Source organism: Mumia spirodelae (assembly GCF_050632745.1).
Taxonomy (GTDB): Bacteria; Actinomycetota; Actinomycetes; order Propionibacteriales; family Nocardioidaceae; genus Mumia.
In genome coordinates, this window is the sequence record NZ_JBODSD010000004.1 from 425,422 (window position 1) to 441,162 (window position 15,741).

A 15,741-nucleotide genomic window follows, 5' to 3' on the forward strand; every position below is an offset into this window, starting at 1 on the left:
AACGATCTCGCTGAGTGAGACTCGTGTCCGGGCTCTGACATGTGGAAGACTCGTCGTGTGAGCGCCCCCACCGAAGTTCCTCCTCTCGTCGCGCGCGCCCTGGACCTCTCCCGTCGCAGGGGCTTCATCACGGCGACCCGCAACGAGACCGGACGCCTGCTCGCCGCGCTCGCCGCGTCCCGCAAGGGCACGCTCGCCGAGCTCGGCACGGGGTGCGGGGTCGGCTCCGCGTGGCTGTCCAGCGGGGTCGCCAAGGACGCTCGGATCGTGAGCGCCGAGCTGGACCCCAACCTCGCCGAGGCGGTCCAGGACCTGTTTTCCGACACCCCGTCGATCGAGGTGACCTCCGGCGACTGGAGCGCGCTCGAGCAGCACGCCCCGTTCTCCCTGCTGTTCGTCGACGTCCGCGACGTGAAGCGGTCGGTCGACCTGGTCGCCGACCTCATGGAGCCCGGCGGCATCGCCGTCCTCGACGACTTCACGCCGTCCCAGTCCTGGCCGCCGATCTACGAGGGCCGGGTCGACGTCGTCCGCGAGCAGTGGCTCACCGACGAGCGGTTCGTCGCCGTCGAGGTGATGGTCTCGCCCGACGCGTCGGTGATCCTCGCGACCCGCGTCTGACGTCCGACCCGCGCGCGGCCCCGTGCTGGTGCGCCAGTCGTCACTCAGCGCCGGACGGTGACGACTCAGGCACCAACGGTGCAGCGGCCTCGGGCTCGCTCACGCGGACCTGGACCAGCGGCAGGAACGCCTGGACGAGCGGTCCGATCGCCAGCGCGTACAGGACGGTGCCGACGCCGACCGTACCGCCGAGCAGCCAGCCGAGGGCCAGGACGGTGATCTCGACCGAGGTCCGCATCAGGCGGACGCTGTAGCCGGTGCGGCGCACGAGCCCGAGGAACAGCCCGTCGCGCGGCCCAGGACCGAGGTGGGCCCCGATGTAGAGGGCACCGGCAAGGCCGTTGAGCACGACGCCGGCCACGAGCATGACGGCGCGCAGGACCAGCGAGTCAGGCTGCTCGAGCAGGGCGAGCCCCTGGTCGACGGCGATGCCGATGAGCACCACGTTGAGCAGGGTCCCGATCCCCGGCCACTGCTTCAGCGGGATCCACAGCAGCAGGACCAGGGCACCGACCAGCATCGTGATCTGCCCGAAGGTGAGCGGCAGGTAGCCGGTCAGGCCCTCGTGGAAGACGTCCCAGGGGTCGAGCCCGAGCCCCGCCTCGATCATGAGCGCCATCGACCAGCCGTAGAGCATGAGCCCGAAGACGAGCTGCGGGAGGCGGCGTACGAGGCGTCCGGTCCGGAGCTGGGCGAGGGGCGAGAGGGACACCGGGGTGTACGCGGGACGGGCCATAGCCTCTATCCTCCGCACGATTGGCCTACCTTTCGATAGCCAATCGTGAAAGAGTGGTCTACATGGCTCCCACGTCCGTCCTCTCGGCCGAACGCCTCCGCGCGCTGCTCGAGATCGCCCCCGAGGACCCGCCGGGCTACCGCGAGCTCGCCGACCTCGTCAGGCTGCTGATCCTGGACGGACGGATCTCCGCCGGCACCCGCCTCCCCAGCGAGCGGGAGCTGACGTCCGCGCTGCCGGTCAGCCGCACGACCGTCACCCGGGCGTACGCGACGCTGCGCGAGGCCGGGCTGCTCGTCTCCCGCCGCGGCTCGGGCAGCGTCGTCGCGCTCCCCCGCGGCAGCCGCCCGCCGTACATGCCGCAGCCGGGCTCCACGATGGTCGGCTGGACGATCGCCGCCGGGCACGCGGCCCCGGGCGTGGGTCTCGCGTACGGGCGCGCGCTCGAGCAGCTGCCGGAGCACCTCACCGAGACCGGGTACGAGACGGCGGGCGTGCCCGTGCTGCGCGAGCTGGTCGCGCAGCGCTACGTCGAGCGCGGGCTCCCGACCGACCCTGACCAGATCATCGTGACGTCCGGCGCGCAGTCCGCACTCACCCTCGTGGCGCGGACGCTCGCAGCGCGCGGAGACCGGGTCGCGGTCGAGAGCCCCACCTACCCGAACGCTATCGACGCGCTGCGCCGCAACGGCCTGCGGGTCCTCGGTGTCCCGCACGACGGACGCCGGCTCGATCTCGACGCGCTCGCCGCCTCCGTGCGGGCGGCGCCGATCGCGTGGGCGTACCTGATCCCCGACTTCCACAACCCGACCGGCACGCTGATGGACGACGTCACCCGCCAGGACGTCGCGTCGATCCTGCGCCGGTCGACCACGACGCCGATCGTCGACGAGACGATGGCCGAGCTCGCGCTCGACGTCGACGAGCGCGCGATGCCGGTCCCGCTGGCGGCGCACCACCCGGGCGCGGTCACGCTGGGATCGGCCAGCAAGACGTTCTGGGGCGGCCTGCGGATCGGCTGGATCCGCGCCCCGCACGCGGTCGTCCCGCGCCTCGTCGCCGCCCGGGAGACGTTCGACATCGGCACGCCGGTCCTCGAGCAGCTCGCCGTCGCCGAGCTGCTGCGGGTGCGCGAGGAGGTGCTCGACGGGCGCCGTGCACGCCTGCGCGACCGCCGTGAGGAGCTCGTGGCGGCGCTGCGCGAGCGACTCCCCGACTGGAGCCTCAACTCCCCCGTCGGCGGGCTGTCGCTGTGGATCCGGCTGCCCGCGCGGGCGTCGAGCCGGCTCGCGGTCGCCGCGGAGTCGCACGACCTCCTCCTCACCGCGGGTCCGCGGTTCTTCCCCGACGGGGGCGGCGAGACCTCGCTGCGCCTGCCGTACGCCCGCAGCGCCGAGCACCTCGCCGACGCCGTCGACCGGCTCGCCCTCGCGTGGGAGACGGTGCTCGCGGGCCGCGCCGCGCCGTCGACGTCGCGCCGGCGTCCCGCGCTCACGGCCTAGCGCGGGCCGGACCCCGAGACCTCCGGCCAGGTCTCGCCACGCCACGACGCGTCCCAGAACATCCACTCGAACCGCGTCGCCCGCTCGTACGCCGCGAGCATGTCTCCGCGACGTGCGTCGGTGACGCCCTCCGCGAGGCGGTCGGTCCACTCCTCCATCCGCGTGACCGCGGCGTCGAAGGCCGGGTCGGAGTAGGTGTCGATCCAGGCGCGGTACGGGTGCGCGGCATCGTCGGCCCGCAGCGCCACCGCCTTGCCGACCTCGAGATAGACGCGGAAGCACGGCAGCACGCCGGCGACCCCGACCTCGACCGGCGCGTACGCGGCGTCGGCCAGCAGGCTCCCCGCGTACGCCCGGCAGGTCGGCGTGGGCTCCGGCGCGTCAGGGGCGTCCGGGTCGATGCCGAGCGGCGCGAGGAATCCCTGGTGCAGCAGCCGCTCGGCCTGCACGGCCTCCGCAGCCGCCCCGGCCAGCTCCGCGGCCAGCGCCGGGTCGCCCGCGCGGGCCGACAGCATCGCCAGCGTGCTCGCGTAGCGCGACAGGTAGTGCGCGTCGTCGAGCAGATACCGAGCGAAGACCCCCTGCGGCAACGAGCCGTCGGCGAGACCGGCGACGAAGGGGTGCGCGAGGATCGCGTCGTACCAGTCCGCGACGTGCTCCCACGCCGCCTCCGAGAAGGCGCTCCTGCCCGTCGTCCTCACGTCGTTCGTCCGCACCGTGCTCATCCTCGCTGCCTCCACAGGTGATCGACCGGGCCGTGCCCGTGCCCCACCGAACGGTCGGCGCCGCTGCGCAGCGCACCGGTGAGGAAGTCCTTGGCCATCGCCACCGCGTCGCGCAGGGGCATCCCGAGCGCGATGCCCGAGGCGATCGCCGACGAGAGCGTGCAGCCGGTGCCGTGCGTGTTCGGGGTGTCGATCCGAGGCGCCGCGAACACGCGCACACCGTCGTCGTCGGCCAGGACGTCGACGCTCTCCGGACCGCCGAGGTGGCCGCCCTTCACCAGCACCGCGGCAGCGCCCACCTCGCGCAGACCGAGAGCGACGTCCTCCAGCGCCTCCGCGTCCTTCGCCGGCTCCGCCCGGCCGAGCACGGCTGCCTCGGGCACGTTGGGCGTGATGACGGTCGCCAGCGGCAGCAGCGTCGTACGGATCGCGTCCACCGTGTCCTCCGGCACGAGCCGGTCGCCCGACGTCGCCACCATCACCGGGTCGAGGACCACCGGCACGTCGTGCCGCGCGAGCACCTCGGCGATGGCGCCCACGACGTCGGCGGTGCCGAGCATGCCGATCTTGATCGCGCCCACGTCGAGGTCGTCGAGCACGGCGCGCACCTGGTCGGCCACGAACGACGGCGGGACGGCGTGGATGCCGGTGACGCCACGCGTGTTCTGGACGGTCAGGGCGGTGAGCGCGGCAGCGCCGTACACGCCGAGCGCGCCCGCCGTCTTGAGGTCGGCCTGGATGCCCGCTCCCCCCGACGGGTCGGACCCCGCGATCGAGAGCATGACGGGAAGGCTGTTCACGAGGAACCTCCTGTCCGGGCCGCGAGTGCGGTGTCGACCTGGGCACGCAGCCTCCGCGCCGCGGCCCCCGGATCGGGTGCCGAGCAGATCGCCGACACGACGCACACCCCGTCCGCTCCGGCGGCGACGACGGACGCCGCGTTGTCCGCGTTGATGCCACCGATCGCGACCAGCGGCAGGGTGGCCGGGATCGCGTCGCGCAGGCGGCGTACGCCGTCCAGGCCCCACGGCGCCGTGGTGTCGGTCTTCGTCGGCGTGGGCCACACCGGGCTGACCGCGAGATAGCTGCACGCCGCCAGCGCCGCCGCGTCGTCGAGCTGCGCCAGGTCGTGCAGCGACCAGCCGACCGCCACGTCGTCGCCGAGCACCGCGCGCACGTCGGCCGGATGGAGGTCGTCGGGCCCGACGTGGAGCCCCGCACCGGGGAGCGCCCGCGCCACCTCGAGGTCGTCGTTGACGAGGAACGTCGCGCCGGTCCCGCCGATCCGCTCGACGATACGCGACCCCATTCGGACGAGACCGTCACGCGAAGCCGTCTTGTCGCGCAGCTGGACCGTCGTGACGCCGCCGGCGACCGCGTCCGCCACCACGTCGACCAGGTCGGCCTCCCTCGGCACGTCACCCGTGACGAGGTAGAGACGCAGGTCGCTCGGGCGTCCGGACATCAGCGGGAGACGACGGCGGCGACGGCGTCCGAGGACAGCGTCGAGAGGGCGTCCAGGAGGCGCCAGCGCAGCGACCCGGGACCCTCGGCGAGCGGGGCCGCCTGCTCGACCGCCGCGGTGAGGATCGCCAGGGCGCTCGCGGACGCCTCGAACGCGTCGTCGTGGACGGCGCAGGCGGCGGCGACCAGGGCGCTCGCCGAGCAGCCCAGCGCCGTGATCATCGGAGCGCGGGCGTCGCCGCCGCGGATCTCCGCGGTGCGGGTGCCGTCGGTGACGACGTCCACGGCCCCCGTCATGGCGACGACGGTCTCGAGCTTGGAGGCCAACGCCTCGGCGTCGGTCCGCACCTCGGCGGTGTCGGCGTCGGCGTCGACGCCGCGACCGGCGCCGGTGGCCGTCGCGATCGCGAGGATCTCGCTGGCGTTCCCGCGGATGACCGTCGGCCGCCGCTCGATCAGCGTCGCGACCGTGTCGCGCCGGTACGAGGTGGCGCCGACCGCGACCGGGTCGAGGATCCACGGCTTTCCGGAGGCCGCGGCGACGTCGACGGCCGCCAGCATCCCCTCCACCCACGGCGGGGACAAGGTGCCGATGTTCGCGACGACCGCCTGCGCGATGCCGGCGAACTCCCCCGCCTCGCGAGCGTCGTGCACCATCGCGGGCGACGCACCCGCGGCGTTCAGCAGGTTGGCGGCGATGTCCATCGACACGTAGTTCGTGATCACCTGGACCAGCGGGCCGGACGCCCTGAGCTGGTCGTGGACGTGGACAGCAGTGCGTGGTTCGAGCATCAGGCTCCCTCTCGCCGGTATGACCCGGATCAGGTTCGGCGGGTGTGTTCTCAGCCTCGTGGGCACCCCGGCCTCTCAACTGCTGGTGACGATAACAGAGTGCCGCCGAACCCCTTCCGCAGGTGGCGCCGTGCCCGGTACGGTGCGGGCAGCCCACCCGTCCCCTTCCCCCGAGGGTTACGAATGGAACCGGCTCGTCGCGTCCGTCGTGCCTGGCGCCGCGGAGGTACGCGCGAGGTCTACCTCGCCTCCCGCCGCTGGCTCGCGCGGCTCATCTACCCCGGAGACCTGCCGCGCCCCCGAGAACGACGACGGCGGTGAGCCCGGTCCCCTCGCGATCACCTCGCGTGGGACCAGGCTCACCGCCGCTGCGGGAGCCGAGCGCTACCGCGCCCTACCGACGAGCGCTACCGCGCCCTACCGACGTGGCGCTACCGCGCCCTACCGACGAGCGCTACCGCGCTGCCGTGCCCTCGGTGTAGTCGTCGTCCGAGCTCTTCACCCACGCCATGAGCTTGCGCAGCTCGCGGCCGGTCGCCTCGATCGGGTGCTGCTCGCCCTCGGCGCGCAGCTTCTTGAACTCCGGCGCACCGGCGTCCTGGTCGGCGATGAAGCGCTCGGCGAACGCGCCGTTCTGGATGTCGGCGAGGACGGCCTGCATGTTCTCCTTGACACGCGCGTCCACGACCCGCGGGCCGGAGACGTAGTCGCCGTACTCGGCGGTGTCGGACACCGACCAGCGCTGCTTGGCGATGCCACCCTCGTACATGAGGTCGACGATCAGCTTCAGCTCGTGGAGGCACTCGAAGTACGCGACCTCCGGCTGGTAGCCGGCCTCGGTCAGCGTCTCGAAGCCCGCCTGGACGAGCGCCGACACGCCACCGCAGAGGACGGCCTGCTCACCGAACAGGTCGGTCTCGGTCTCCTCGGTGAAGGTCGTCTTGATGCCGCCGGCACGCAGGCCGCCGATCGCCTTCGCGTACGAGAGCGCGAGCGCCCACGCGTTGCCGGTCGCGTCCTGCTCGACCGCGACGAGCACCGGCACGCCGCGACCCTCGACGTACTCACGACGCACCAGGTGACCCGGGCCCTTCGGCGCGATCATCGCGACGTCGACACCGGCCGGCGGCTTCACGTAGCCGTAGCGGATGTTGAAGCCGTGCCCGAAGATCAGGGCGTCGCCGTCGTTGAGGTTGGGCTCGATCGCCTCGGCGTACAGGCTGCGCTGCGCCGGGTCCGGAGCGAGGACGACGATGACGTCGGCCTCGGCGCACGCCTCGGCCGGGGTGAGCACCCGAAGGCCCTCGTTCTCGGCCTTCGCGCGGCTCTTCGAGCCCTCGGGGAGGCCGACGCGGACGTCGACGCCCGAGTCACGCAGCGACAGCGCGTGGGCGTGGCCCTGGCTGCCGTAGCCGAGGACGGCCACGCTGCGGCCCTGGATGACGCTCAGGTCGGCGTCGTCGTCATAGAACAGCTCAGGCACGGGGTTACTCCTTCTCGTGGTGCCGAGTGGCACCGGTGTGGTGCCGTTGGGTGGGGCGTGCGGCCGTGTTCGACCGTACGCTCAGGCGGTCTGGGTGGATGCGCCGGGGACCGATCGCAGCGTCCGGTCGGTGATCGACCGCCCGCCGCGTCCGATCGCGACACGTCCGGACTGGGCGATCTCGCGGATCCCGAACGGCTCGAGCACCCGCAGCATCGCCCCGAGCTTGCCGGGGTCGCCGGTGGCCTCGATCGTCACCGCGTCGACCGCGACGTCGACGACCTTCGCCCGGAACAGCTGGACGGTCTCGAGGACCTGCCCGCGGGTCTGGGAGTCGGCACGGACCTTGATCAGCATCAGCTCGCGCTCGACCGCGCTGGCCGGCTCGAGCTCGACGATCTTGAGGACGTTGACGAGCTTGTTGAGCTGCTTGGTGACCTGCTCGAGCGGGAGCTCGTCGACGTTCACCACGATCGTCATCCGCGAGATCTCGGGGATCTCCGTCTGGCCGACCGCGAGCGAGTCGATGTTGAAGCCGCGGCGCATGAAGAGGCTCGCGACGCGGGCGAGGACACCGGGGGTGTTCTCGACCAGGACGGACAGGGTGTGCTTGCTCATGCGGCTTACAGCTCCTCGTCGCCGAAGTCGGGCGCCATGTCGCGCGCGATCTGGATCATGTCGTTGCTGACTCCGGCGGGGACCATCGGCCACACCATCGCGTCACGGTGCACCACGAAGTCGATGACGACCGGGACGTCGGTGATCGACATCGCCTTCTCGATGACGTCGTCGAGGTCCTCCGCGCGCTCGCAGCGCAGGCCCACGCACCCGTACGCGTCGGCGAGCTTCACGAAGTCGGGGATGCGGGCGGCGTCGGCGCCGGTCTGCAGGTCGGTGTTGGAGTAGCGGCCCTCGTAGAAGAGCGTCTGCCACTGCCGGACCATGCCCAGCGACGAGTTGTTGATGACGGCGACCTTGATCGGGATACCCTCGAGCGCGCACGTCGCGAGCTCCTGGTTGGTCATCTGGAAGCACCCGTCACCGTCGATCGCCCACACGACCTCGCCGGCCCGGGCGACCTGCGCTCCCATCGCCGCCGGGACGGAGAAGCCCATCGTCCCCATGCCGCCGGAGTTGATCCAGCGCGCGGGGCGCTCGTGCCCGATGAAGTTGGCGGCCCACATCTGGTGCTGGCCGACGCCGGCGGTGTACGTCGCGGTGGGACCCGCGATCTCGCCGATCCGCTGGATCACGCGCTGCGGCGACAGGGTCCCGTCCTCCGGCTCGTCGTACCCGAGCGGGTAGCGCGACGACAGCGCCTGCATCTGCTCGCGCCAGGCCGCGTAGTCGGCGGGGTGCTCGGCGTACTCGGCCTGCAGGGCGACGACGAGGTCGGCGATCACCTCGCGGCAGTCACCGACGATCGGCACGTCGGCGGTGCGGTTCTTGGAGATCTCGGCCGGGTCGATGTCGGCGTGGATGACCTTCGCGCCCGGTGCGAACGACCCGAGGTCACCGGTCACCCGGTCGTCGAACCGGGCGCCGAGCGAGATCAGCAGGTCGCTCTTCTGCAGCGCGCCGACCGCGGCCACCGTGCCGTGCATGCCCGGCATGCCGAGGTGCAGCTCGTGGCTGTCGGGGAACGCCCCCCGCGCCATCAGCGTCGTGACGACCGGGATTCCCGTCATCTCGGCGAGCACCTTGAGCTCGGTCGAGGCGTTGGCCTTCACGACGCCACCACCGACGTACAGGACCGGACGCTCGGCGGCGGCGATCAGGCGCGCCGCCTCACGGACCTGCTTGCCGTGCGGCTTGGTCGTCGGCCGGTAGCCCGGCAGGTGCAGCTCGGTCGGCCACGTGAAGGTGGTCGTGGCCTGCAGCGCGTCCTTGGAGATGTCGACGAGGACCGGGCCGGGTCGCCCCGTCGCGGCGATGTGGAACGCCTCGGCGATCGCGGTGGGGATCTCGTCGGCGTCGGTCACGAGGTAGCTGTGCTTGGTGATCGGCATCGTGATGCCGCGGATGTCGGCCTCCTGGAAGGCATCCGTCCCGATCGCGCGGCTGGGGACCTGCCCCGTCACGGCCACCATCGGGACGGAGTCCATGTAGGCGTCGGCGATCGGCGTCACGAGGTTCGTGGCACCCGGCCCGGAGGTCGCCATGCAGACGCCGACCTTGCCGCTGGCCACCGCGTAGCCCTGGGCCGCGTGCCCGGCTCCCTGCTCGTGGCGGACAAGGATGTGGCGAAGCTTCTGCGAGTCCATGAGCGGGTCGTACGCCGGAAGGATCGCCCCGCCAGGAATGCCGAAGACGACCTCGACCCCGGCGTGCTCCAGCGCCCGGACGAGGCTTTGAGCCCCGGTGATCTGCTCGCTCATCGCTGTCCCTTCATGCCGACCGGCCTCGGTGCCGGTTCCTCGGGTGGGGCGGGTGCCCTCGTGCTGCTGTCTTCTCACGGCCTCTGCCTTCTCGATGACAAGAAAAAACCCCTCGGCCCGCCTGGGCATTCGAGGGGTGACGCGGGACCGGAAGCCGGTCGCGCGTCAGTGACGTACGAGAAGAATGTTGCGCACGAGTCAAGAGTGCGCGACCCGATCCCGAGGGTCAAGCCAGCACCCATCGCGTCTCACATAGCGAGACCGCCGTCCCACATGACGGCGGCCTCGCTGTGGTTCCGGTGCAGGATCAGCCCAGCACGGCGCCGTCCGCCGCGGAGCCGACGAGCTTCGCGTACTTCGCGAGGACGCCGCGCGGCGGCACGGACGGGAGCTTCGGCGACCAGCCGTCCTTGCGCCGCTCGAGCTCCTCCGGGTCGATCTCGACGTCGAGGCGGCGGTTGGCGACGTCGAGCGTGATCGGGTCACCGTCGGCGACGAAGGCGATCGGTCCCCCGTCGACGGCCTCCGGGGCGACGTGCCCGACGCACAGGCCCGTCGTCCCGCCGGAGAACCGCCCGTCGGTGAGGAGGAGGACGTCCTTGCCGAGGCCGGCGCCCTTGATGGCCCCCGTGATCGCGAGCATCTCGCGCATGCCCGGACCACCCTTCGGACCCTCGTAGCGGATGACGACGACGTCGCCCGCGACGATCGTCCCGTCCTCCAGCGCGTCCATCGCCGACCGCTCGCCGTCGAAGACGCGCGCGGTGCCGGTGAAGACCGACTCGTCGAAGCCCGCGCTCTTCACGACCGCACCCTGCGGCGCCAGCGTGCCCTCGAGGATCGTGAGGCCGCCGGTCGCGTGGATCGGGTTGTCGAGCTTGCGGATGACGTCGCCGTCGACCGCGGTCTTGACCAGCGCGTCGAGGTTCTCGGCCATGGTCTTGCCCGTGACGGTGAGGGTGTCGCCGTTCATCAGGCCGGCGTCGAGGAGCGCCTTCATGATCACGGGGATGCCGCCGACCTTGTCGACGTCGTTCATCACGTAGCGACCGAACGGCTTGAGGTCACCGAGGTGCGGGACCTTCTCGCCGATCCGGGAGAAGTCGTCGAGCGTCAGGTCGACCTCGGCCTCGCGGGCGATCGCGAGCAGGTGCAGCACCGCGTTGGTCGAGCCGCCGAGCGCCATGACGACGGCGATCGCGTTCTCGAAGGCGGGCTTGGTCATGATCTGGCGTGCCGTGATGCCCTCGCGGAGCAGGTTGACGACCGCCTCGCCGGAACGACGGGCGAACCCGTCGCGGCGGCTGTCGACCGCCGGCGGCGCGGCCGAGCCCGGCAGCGACATGCCGAGCGCCTCCGCGACGGAGGCCATGGTGTTGGCGGTGTACATGCCGCCGCACGCACCCTCGCCCGGACAGATCGCCCGCTCGATGCGGTCGACCTCCTCGCGGGTGATCAAGCCCTTGACGCAGGCGCCCACCGCCTCGAAGGCGTCGATGATCGTGACGTCCTTGCCGTCGACCTGACCCGGCATCGTCGAGCCGGCGTACAGGAACACGCTCGACAGGTCGAGCCGCGCGGCCGCCATGAGCATGCCGGGGAGGCTCTTGTCGCAGCCGGCGAGGAGGACCGAGCCGTCGAGGCGCTCGGCCATCATCACGGTCTCGACCGAGTCGGCGATGACCTCGCGCGACACGAGCGAGTAGTGCATGCCCTCGTGGCCCATCGAGATGCCGTCGGAGACCGAGATCGTGCCGAACTCGAGCGGGTAGCCGCCGGCGGCGTGCACGCCGTTCTTCACCGCGTCCGACAGCCGGTCGAGCGACAGGTTGCACGGGGTGATCTCGTTCCAGCTGGAGGCGACGCCGATCTGGGGCTTGGCCCAGTCCTCGTCTCCCATGCCGACGGCGCGGAGCATGCCGCGCGAGGCGGTGCTCTCCAGTCCGTCGGTCACGTCACGGCTGCGGGGCTTGATGTCGGGGGTCTCGGACGCCATGCATGCAAGATTACGACCGTGCTGCCGCCCACGGCGGAGAGGGACCGCGAGCTGGACTCAGCGGCCGGGCGGGAGGACGTACGGCGCGAACGCGAGGTAGGCGCACGCCACCGCCCAGATGACGCTGATCATCGTGCCGATGATGAACCTCTCCGCGGTGCCGGCCATCGCCTGCACCTTGAGCTCCGGGTAGCGCCCCAGGCCCTTGACGGCGAGCACGATCGCGACCCCCTCGGGCCAGCGTGCGGCGAGGGCGCCGAACACGGCGACCCGCTCGAGGCCGCCGACCCACGCCCCTCCCCGCAGGACCTCGGCCGCCGCCGTGACCGTACGGCCGTGGGTGTCGCCGGACCGCGAGGCGTCGATCGTCTCGAACGCGGCCGTGGTCACGACCCCTCCTCCGGCCACGGCGAGCACCATCGCGAAGAGCACGAGGATGTCGTGGCGTACGCCGGTCACGGGATCCTCGAAGATGCTCGCCACCACGCCGAACACGAGCGCGAGCCCGAGCACGGCACCGACCAGCTGCCGCGCGAGGTCTGTGCGCGCGAAGGCCCATCCGAGCAGGGCGAGGCACGCGGCGGCGATCACCAGCACGTAGGTCGTCATCGCCCGTCCTCGGGTGCGCTCGTCGGGTGGTCGGTCTTCTGCTCGGGGTCGCAGGCGGCCAGGAGGTGCGCGGCGAGCGTACGGCCTCGGCGCTCCTCGGTCCACCCCGCCACGGCGAGGCGGCTGCTCATCGCCTGCGCGGTGATCCCGAGCCCTGCCGCAGCAGCCCGCTGCGTCCCTCCGTCCGCCATCGCGTCGACGGCCTCCCAGCCTGCGTCGGTCCTGCGGGTGATCAGGCCGGCGAGGAGCCAGAACGCCGTCTCCGCGTCCTCGGCGAGCCGCGCGTCGTCGGCCCGGACGCACACCGGCTGCGGCTCGGACTTGGCGCGCTCGACCGCCTCGCGCGCGTGGACGTACGCGGGGCCGCGGCCGGCGCGCGCGGTCTCCGGGACCGGTCCTTCGACGACGCCGGCCCCGATGCCGATCCACCACCGGCCGTCGCGCAGCGCGGACGCGACGAGGTCGGCGACCGCGAACGGGTCGTCGAGCAGGCCCTGGACCTCGTCGCCTGCCGTGCGCTCGAAGGGACGGACCGGCGTGACGCGTCCCGCGAAGGACGAGAGCAGCTCGGGGACCGCGTCGTCGCCGCGGCGACTGCCCCGTTGATCGAGCGTCATCACATACATCGCAGCCTCCGTCAAAGACTCGGCGTTGATCTCTTGAGATCAAGGCTGCAACGCTGAGTTCGGAATGTCAAGGGCACAGGATTGATCCCCTCCCCGCGTTTGCCGGGCGGGGCGTCAGACCATCGCGGCGCGGACGCACATCACGTCGGGGAGGTGGGTCGCCACCTCGGACCACGTCTCCCCCTCGTCGGCGCTGGCGAAGACGCTGCCGTCCCGGCCACCGAGGTAGAGCCCGGCGGGGAGCCCGTACGCGGTCGCGTCGTCGGCGCGGAAAGCGTCGCGCATCACCGCCGCGTAGTACGTGTCGGGCAGCCCCTTGCCCAGCTCCCGCCAGGTCTCCCCGGCGTCGTCGGAGCGCCAGACCCGCGCCTGCGCGTCGGGCGGCATGCGGTCGCCGTCCGCGACCAGCGGGAAGACGTACACCGTGTCGGGGCGGCCCGGGTGGACGACGATCGGGAACCCGAAGTCGCTCGGCAGCCCGTCCGCGATCGAGGTCCAGGTGTCGCCGCCGTCGTCGGAGCGGTAGACACCGTGATGGTTCTGCGCATACATCTGCTGCGGCTTGTCGGGGTGCGACGCGACCTTGTGGACGCACTGCCCGTACTCCGGCCAGGGGTCGGGGAAGAAGTAGGCCTTGATGCCGACGTTGTGCGGGTCCCACGTCGTCCCGCCGTCCTCCGTGCGGTAGACGCCGCCGGTCGACATCGCGACGGTGACCCGGTCCGGGTCGGCGAGGTCCGGCACCACGGTGTGGATCGCCTGGCCGCCGAACCCGGCCTCCCAGTGCGGACGGTGCGGGTGGTCCCAGAGCCCGCGGACGAAGGAGAACGTCTCACCACGGTCGGTGGAGCGGAACAGCGCGGAGGGCTGCGTCCCGGCCCAGACCTCGTCGGGCTGCGCACCCGGCGTCAGCTGCCACACCTGCTCGAGCGCCACGCCGGCGTCCTCCGGGAAGCGGATCCCGCCACCGGGCGTCTCCGACCAGGTCTCGCCGAGGTCGTCGGACCAGCTGACCTGCGGCCCCCAGTGCTCGCTCATCGTCCCGACGAGCAGGCGCGGCCCGCCTCCGCGAGCACTCTCGCCGCGGGTGTCGATGCACGCGGAGTAGACGGCGTTCATCGGGAACAACGGACCCTGCAGGTCCCAGGTCCGGCGGTCGGGCGAGCGGCCGATCCAGAGTCCCTTGCGCGTCCCGACCAGCAGCATCGCGTCCATGCGGCTCACCCTCCAGTCACCTTCGAACAACCGCAGCGTTATTCCTAATAGGAACTCTCGCTACGCTAGGGACATGGCAGCCGACCTGTCAACGACCTCGTACGCGCTCCTCGGCCTGCTCGCGCTCGACCCCGACGACGCCCCGGAAGGCCTCACCGGCTACGAGCTCAAGCAGCGGTGCGACCTGACCATGCGCTACTACTGGGTCTCGCCCGCGACCAGCCAGGTCTACACCGAGCTGGCACGTCTCGCGGACCTGGGCCTCGTCGACGCGACCGACGCCCCGAACGGCCGGCGGAGCACGCGGCGGTACGCCCTCGCCGAGGCCGGCCGCGCGCGCCTGCTCACCTGGCTCGAGACGTCGGAGCCGGCCTTCCCGGTCCTGAAGCACCCGGTGGCGCTGCGGCTGATGTTCGCCCACATGGTCGCCCCCGAGCACGTGGAGCGCTGGCTCGACGTCTACATCTCCCAGCTCGAGGAGCGCACCGCCGACCTGCGGGCGGTGCGCGAGATGCTCGGCGACGACCCGCGGCTCCGCTCGCCCGCGACGGTCGCCGACTGGGGACTCTCCTACTTCGCCAACGAGAGCGAGATCGCCAACGGGCTGCGCAAGCGCGGAGGGGATCTCAGCACCTGAACCCCCGTCGCGTACCGTCGAGACGGCCGTCCACCTCACGAAAGGGTCCCCGTGGCTCGCATCGCCCTCGCCAGCTCCGCCTCGTACGTCGACGACCCCGAGATCAAGGTCCTGAGCGAAGCGCTCGCGGCCGTCGGTCACGAGGTCGCGGTCGAGGTGTGGGACGACGAAGCCGTCGACTGGCACGCGTACGCGCTCACCGTCGTCCGCTCGACCTGGGACTACACCGACCACCGCGATGCCTTCGTGGAGTGGGCCCGCCGGGTCCCGCGGCTGCGCAACCGCGCCGAGGTGATCGCGTGGAACACCCACAAGACCTACCTCCGCGACCTGGCCGAGGCCGGGTGCCCGGTCATCCCGACCGCCTGGGACGTGACGGACGAGCAGACCCTCGTCGCGCACGCCGACGCGTGGCGGCTCCCGGTCGGCGAGACCGAGTGGGTCGTCAAGCCTGCGGTGTCAGCGGGCTCGCGCGACACCGCCCGCTGGTCGGACGTGGACGACGCGCTCGCGCACAGCCGGTCGCTCGTCGAGGCCGGACGGACGGCGATGCTGCAGCCGTACGTCGCCTCGGTCGACGCCCAGGGCGAGACGGCCGTCCTCTTCGCCGGGGGCGACTACTCGCACGCCGTGATCAAGGGCGCCCTGCTGGCTCCTGGCGAGGGGGTGCGCGACGACCGCGACTCCCGCGAGCGCATCACCCCGACCACCGCAACGGACGACCAGCTCGACGTCGCGCGTCAGGCGCTGCGGGCTGCGAGCCAGGCGCTGGGCGGCGGGCTCGACCTGCTGTACGCCCGGGTCGACCTGGTCGCAGGCCCCGACGGCGCTCCCCAGGTCATCGAGCTCGAGCTGACCGAGCCGTCGCTGTTCCTGCCGAACGTCGACGGTGCCGCCGAGCGGTTCGCCGCGGCGATCACCACGACGGTGAACTCCCTGGGACGCGTCTAGAGTCGA

16 protein-coding genes and 1 riboswitch are annotated in these 15,741 nt (G+C 72.1%); of the genes, 4 read left to right on the plus strand and 12 right to left on the minus strand.

Going from position 1 to position 15,741, the window contains the following annotated elements; all coding sequences use genetic code 11:
* Window positions 1-57: 57 nt before the first annotated feature.
* Complete coding sequence (locus tag ACQSSQ_RS19925) at window positions 58-621, plus strand: O-methyltransferase (protein ID WP_431328870.1); 564 nt, start codon at window positions 58-60, stop codon at window positions 619-621.
* A 40-nt stretch (window positions 622-661) separates the two neighbouring features.
* Here the strand turns inward: ACQSSQ_RS19925 and yczE are convergent, their stop codons facing one another.
* Complete coding sequence (yczE, locus tag ACQSSQ_RS19930; protein WP_431328871.1) at window positions 662-1,357, minus strand: membrane protein YczE; 696 nt, start codon at window positions 1,355-1,357, stop codon at window positions 662-664.
* Between the two features lie 62 nt (window positions 1,358-1,419).
* Here yczE and yczR point away from each other — a divergent pair, with 62 nt between their 5' ends.
* Window positions 1,420-2,859, plus strand: coding sequence for a MocR-like transcription factor YczR (gene yczR, locus ACQSSQ_RS19935; RefSeq protein WP_431328872.1), 1,440 nt, complete (start codon window positions 1,420-1,422; stop codon window positions 2,857-2,859).
* On the opposite strand, the gene ACQSSQ_RS19940 is transcribed toward yczR, so the two are convergent.
* The 11 genes from ACQSSQ_RS19940 to ACQSSQ_RS19990 form a co-directional block, all read right to left on the minus strand.
* Window positions 2,856-3,575, minus strand: coding sequence for a TenA family protein (locus ACQSSQ_RS19940; protein WP_431328873.1), 720 nt, complete (start codon window positions 3,573-3,575; stop codon window positions 2,856-2,858). The genes yczR and ACQSSQ_RS19940 overlap by 4 nt on opposite strands.
* A gap of 5 nt (window positions 3,576-3,580) precedes the next feature.
* Window positions 3,581-4,384: a bifunctional hydroxymethylpyrimidine kinase/phosphomethylpyrimidine kinase gene (gene thiD, locus ACQSSQ_RS19945; protein WP_431328874.1), complete on the minus strand. Its 804-nt coding sequence runs from the start codon at window positions 4,382-4,384 to the stop codon at window positions 3,581-3,583.
* Entirely contained in the window at window positions 4,381-5,049 is a 669-nt protein-coding gene (thiE, locus tag ACQSSQ_RS19950; protein WP_431328875.1) for a thiamine phosphate synthase, read from the minus strand. The genes thiD and thiE overlap by 4 nt, the downstream gene beginning before the upstream one ends.
* On the minus strand, window positions 5,049-5,840 hold the full coding sequence (thiM, locus tag ACQSSQ_RS19955) for a hydroxyethylthiazole kinase (RefSeq protein WP_431328876.1): 792 nt from the start codon (window positions 5,838-5,840) through the stop codon (window positions 5,049-5,051). The genes thiE and thiM overlap by 1 nt, the downstream gene beginning before the upstream one ends.
* Window positions 5,829-5,920: riboswitch (TPP riboswitch) on the minus strand. (Overlaps the previous gene by 12 nt.)
* 374 nt (window positions 5,921-6,294) lie before the next feature.
* Window positions 6,295-7,323 (minus strand): ketol-acid reductoisomerase, encoded by a 1,029-nt coding sequence (gene ilvC / locus ACQSSQ_RS19960; protein ID WP_431328877.1) that lies wholly within the window; start codon window positions 7,321-7,323, stop codon window positions 6,295-6,297.
* A gap of 81 nt (window positions 7,324-7,404) precedes the next feature.
* Complete coding sequence (gene ilvN / locus ACQSSQ_RS19965; RefSeq protein WP_431328878.1) at window positions 7,405-7,941, minus strand: acetolactate synthase small subunit; 537 nt, start codon at window positions 7,939-7,941, stop codon at window positions 7,405-7,407.
* Between the two features lie 5 nt (window positions 7,942-7,946).
* Window positions 7,947-9,701, minus strand: a complete 1,755-nt coding sequence (locus tag ACQSSQ_RS19970) for an acetolactate synthase large subunit (protein WP_431328879.1) — start codon at window positions 9,699-9,701, stop codon at window positions 7,947-7,949.
* 307 nt (window positions 9,702-10,008) lie between these two features.
* Entirely contained in the window at window positions 10,009-11,697 is a 1,689-nt protein-coding gene (gene ilvD, locus ACQSSQ_RS19975; protein WP_431328880.1) for a dihydroxy-acid dehydratase, read from the minus strand.
* Between the two features lie 57 nt (window positions 11,698-11,754).
* The gene (locus tag ACQSSQ_RS19980) at window positions 11,755-12,306 is read right to left on the minus strand and encodes a hypothetical protein (protein WP_431328881.1); all 552 of its coding nucleotides are present in this window, start codon (window positions 12,304-12,306) and stop codon (window positions 11,755-11,757) included.
* Complete coding sequence (locus ACQSSQ_RS19985) at window positions 12,303-12,923, minus strand: hypothetical protein (RefSeq protein ID WP_431328882.1); 621 nt, start codon at window positions 12,921-12,923, stop codon at window positions 12,303-12,305. Before ACQSSQ_RS19985 ends, ACQSSQ_RS19980 begins: the two co-directional genes overlap by 4 nt.
* 123 nt (window positions 12,924-13,046) lie before the next feature.
* Complete coding sequence (locus ACQSSQ_RS19990) at window positions 13,047-14,147, minus strand: WD40/YVTN/BNR-like repeat-containing protein (protein ID WP_431328911.1); 1,101 nt, start codon at window positions 14,145-14,147, stop codon at window positions 13,047-13,049.
* 73 nt (window positions 14,148-14,220) lie between these two features.
* Here ACQSSQ_RS19990 and ACQSSQ_RS19995 point away from each other — a divergent pair, with 73 nt between their 5' ends.
* Window positions 14,221-14,784, plus strand: a complete 564-nt coding sequence (locus tag ACQSSQ_RS19995) for a PadR family transcriptional regulator (protein ID WP_431328883.1) — start codon at window positions 14,221-14,223, stop codon at window positions 14,782-14,784.
* 51 nt (window positions 14,785-14,835) lie between these two features.
* On the plus strand, window positions 14,836-15,735 hold the full coding sequence (locus tag ACQSSQ_RS20000; protein ID WP_431328884.1) for an ATP-grasp domain-containing protein: 900 nt from the start codon (window positions 14,836-14,838) through the stop codon (window positions 15,733-15,735).
* Window positions 15,736-15,741 lie beyond the last annotated feature (6 nt).

Excerpts from the sequence above, each read along its gene's own strand:
- ACQSSQ_RS19970 (WP_431328879.1), bottom strand. The coding sequence starts at position 9,701 with ATGAGCGAGCAGATCACCGGGGCTCAAAGCCTCGTCCGGGCGCTGGAG.
- yczE (WP_431328871.1), bottom strand. The coding sequence starts at position 1,357 with ATGGCCCGTCCCGCGTACACCCCGGTGTCCCTCTCGCCCCTCGCCCAG.
- ilvD (WP_431328880.1), bottom strand. The coding sequence starts at position 11,697 with ATGGCGTCCGAGACCCCCGACATCAAGCCCCGCAGCCGTGACGTGACC.
- ACQSSQ_RS19990 (WP_431328911.1), bottom strand. The coding sequence starts at position 14,147 with ATGGACGCGATGCTGCTGGTCGGGACGCGCAAGGGACTCTGGATCGGC.
- yczR (WP_431328872.1), top strand. The coding sequence starts at position 1,420 with ATGGCTCCCACGTCCGTCCTCTCGGCCGAACGCCTCCGCGCGCTGCTC.
- ACQSSQ_RS19985 (WP_431328882.1), bottom strand. The coding sequence starts at position 12,923 with ATGACGCTCGATCAACGGGGCAGTCGCCGCGGCGACGACGCGGTCCCC.
- thiE (WP_431328875.1), bottom strand. The coding sequence starts at position 5,049 with ATGTCCGGACGCCCGAGCGACCTGCGTCTCTACCTCGTCACGGGTGAC.
- thiM (WP_431328876.1), bottom strand. The coding sequence starts at position 5,840 with ATGCTCGAACCACGCACTGCTGTCCACGTCCACGACCAGCTCAGGGCG.
- ACQSSQ_RS19980 (WP_431328881.1), bottom strand. The coding sequence starts at position 12,306 with ATGACGACCTACGTGCTGGTGATCGCCGCCGCGTGCCTCGCCCTGCTC.
- ilvN (WP_431328878.1), bottom strand. The coding sequence starts at position 7,941 with ATGAGCAAGCACACCCTGTCCGTCCTGGTCGAGAACACCCCCGGTGTC.
- ACQSSQ_RS19995 (WP_431328883.1), top strand. The coding sequence starts at position 14,221 with ATGGCAGCCGACCTGTCAACGACCTCGTACGCGCTCCTCGGCCTGCTC.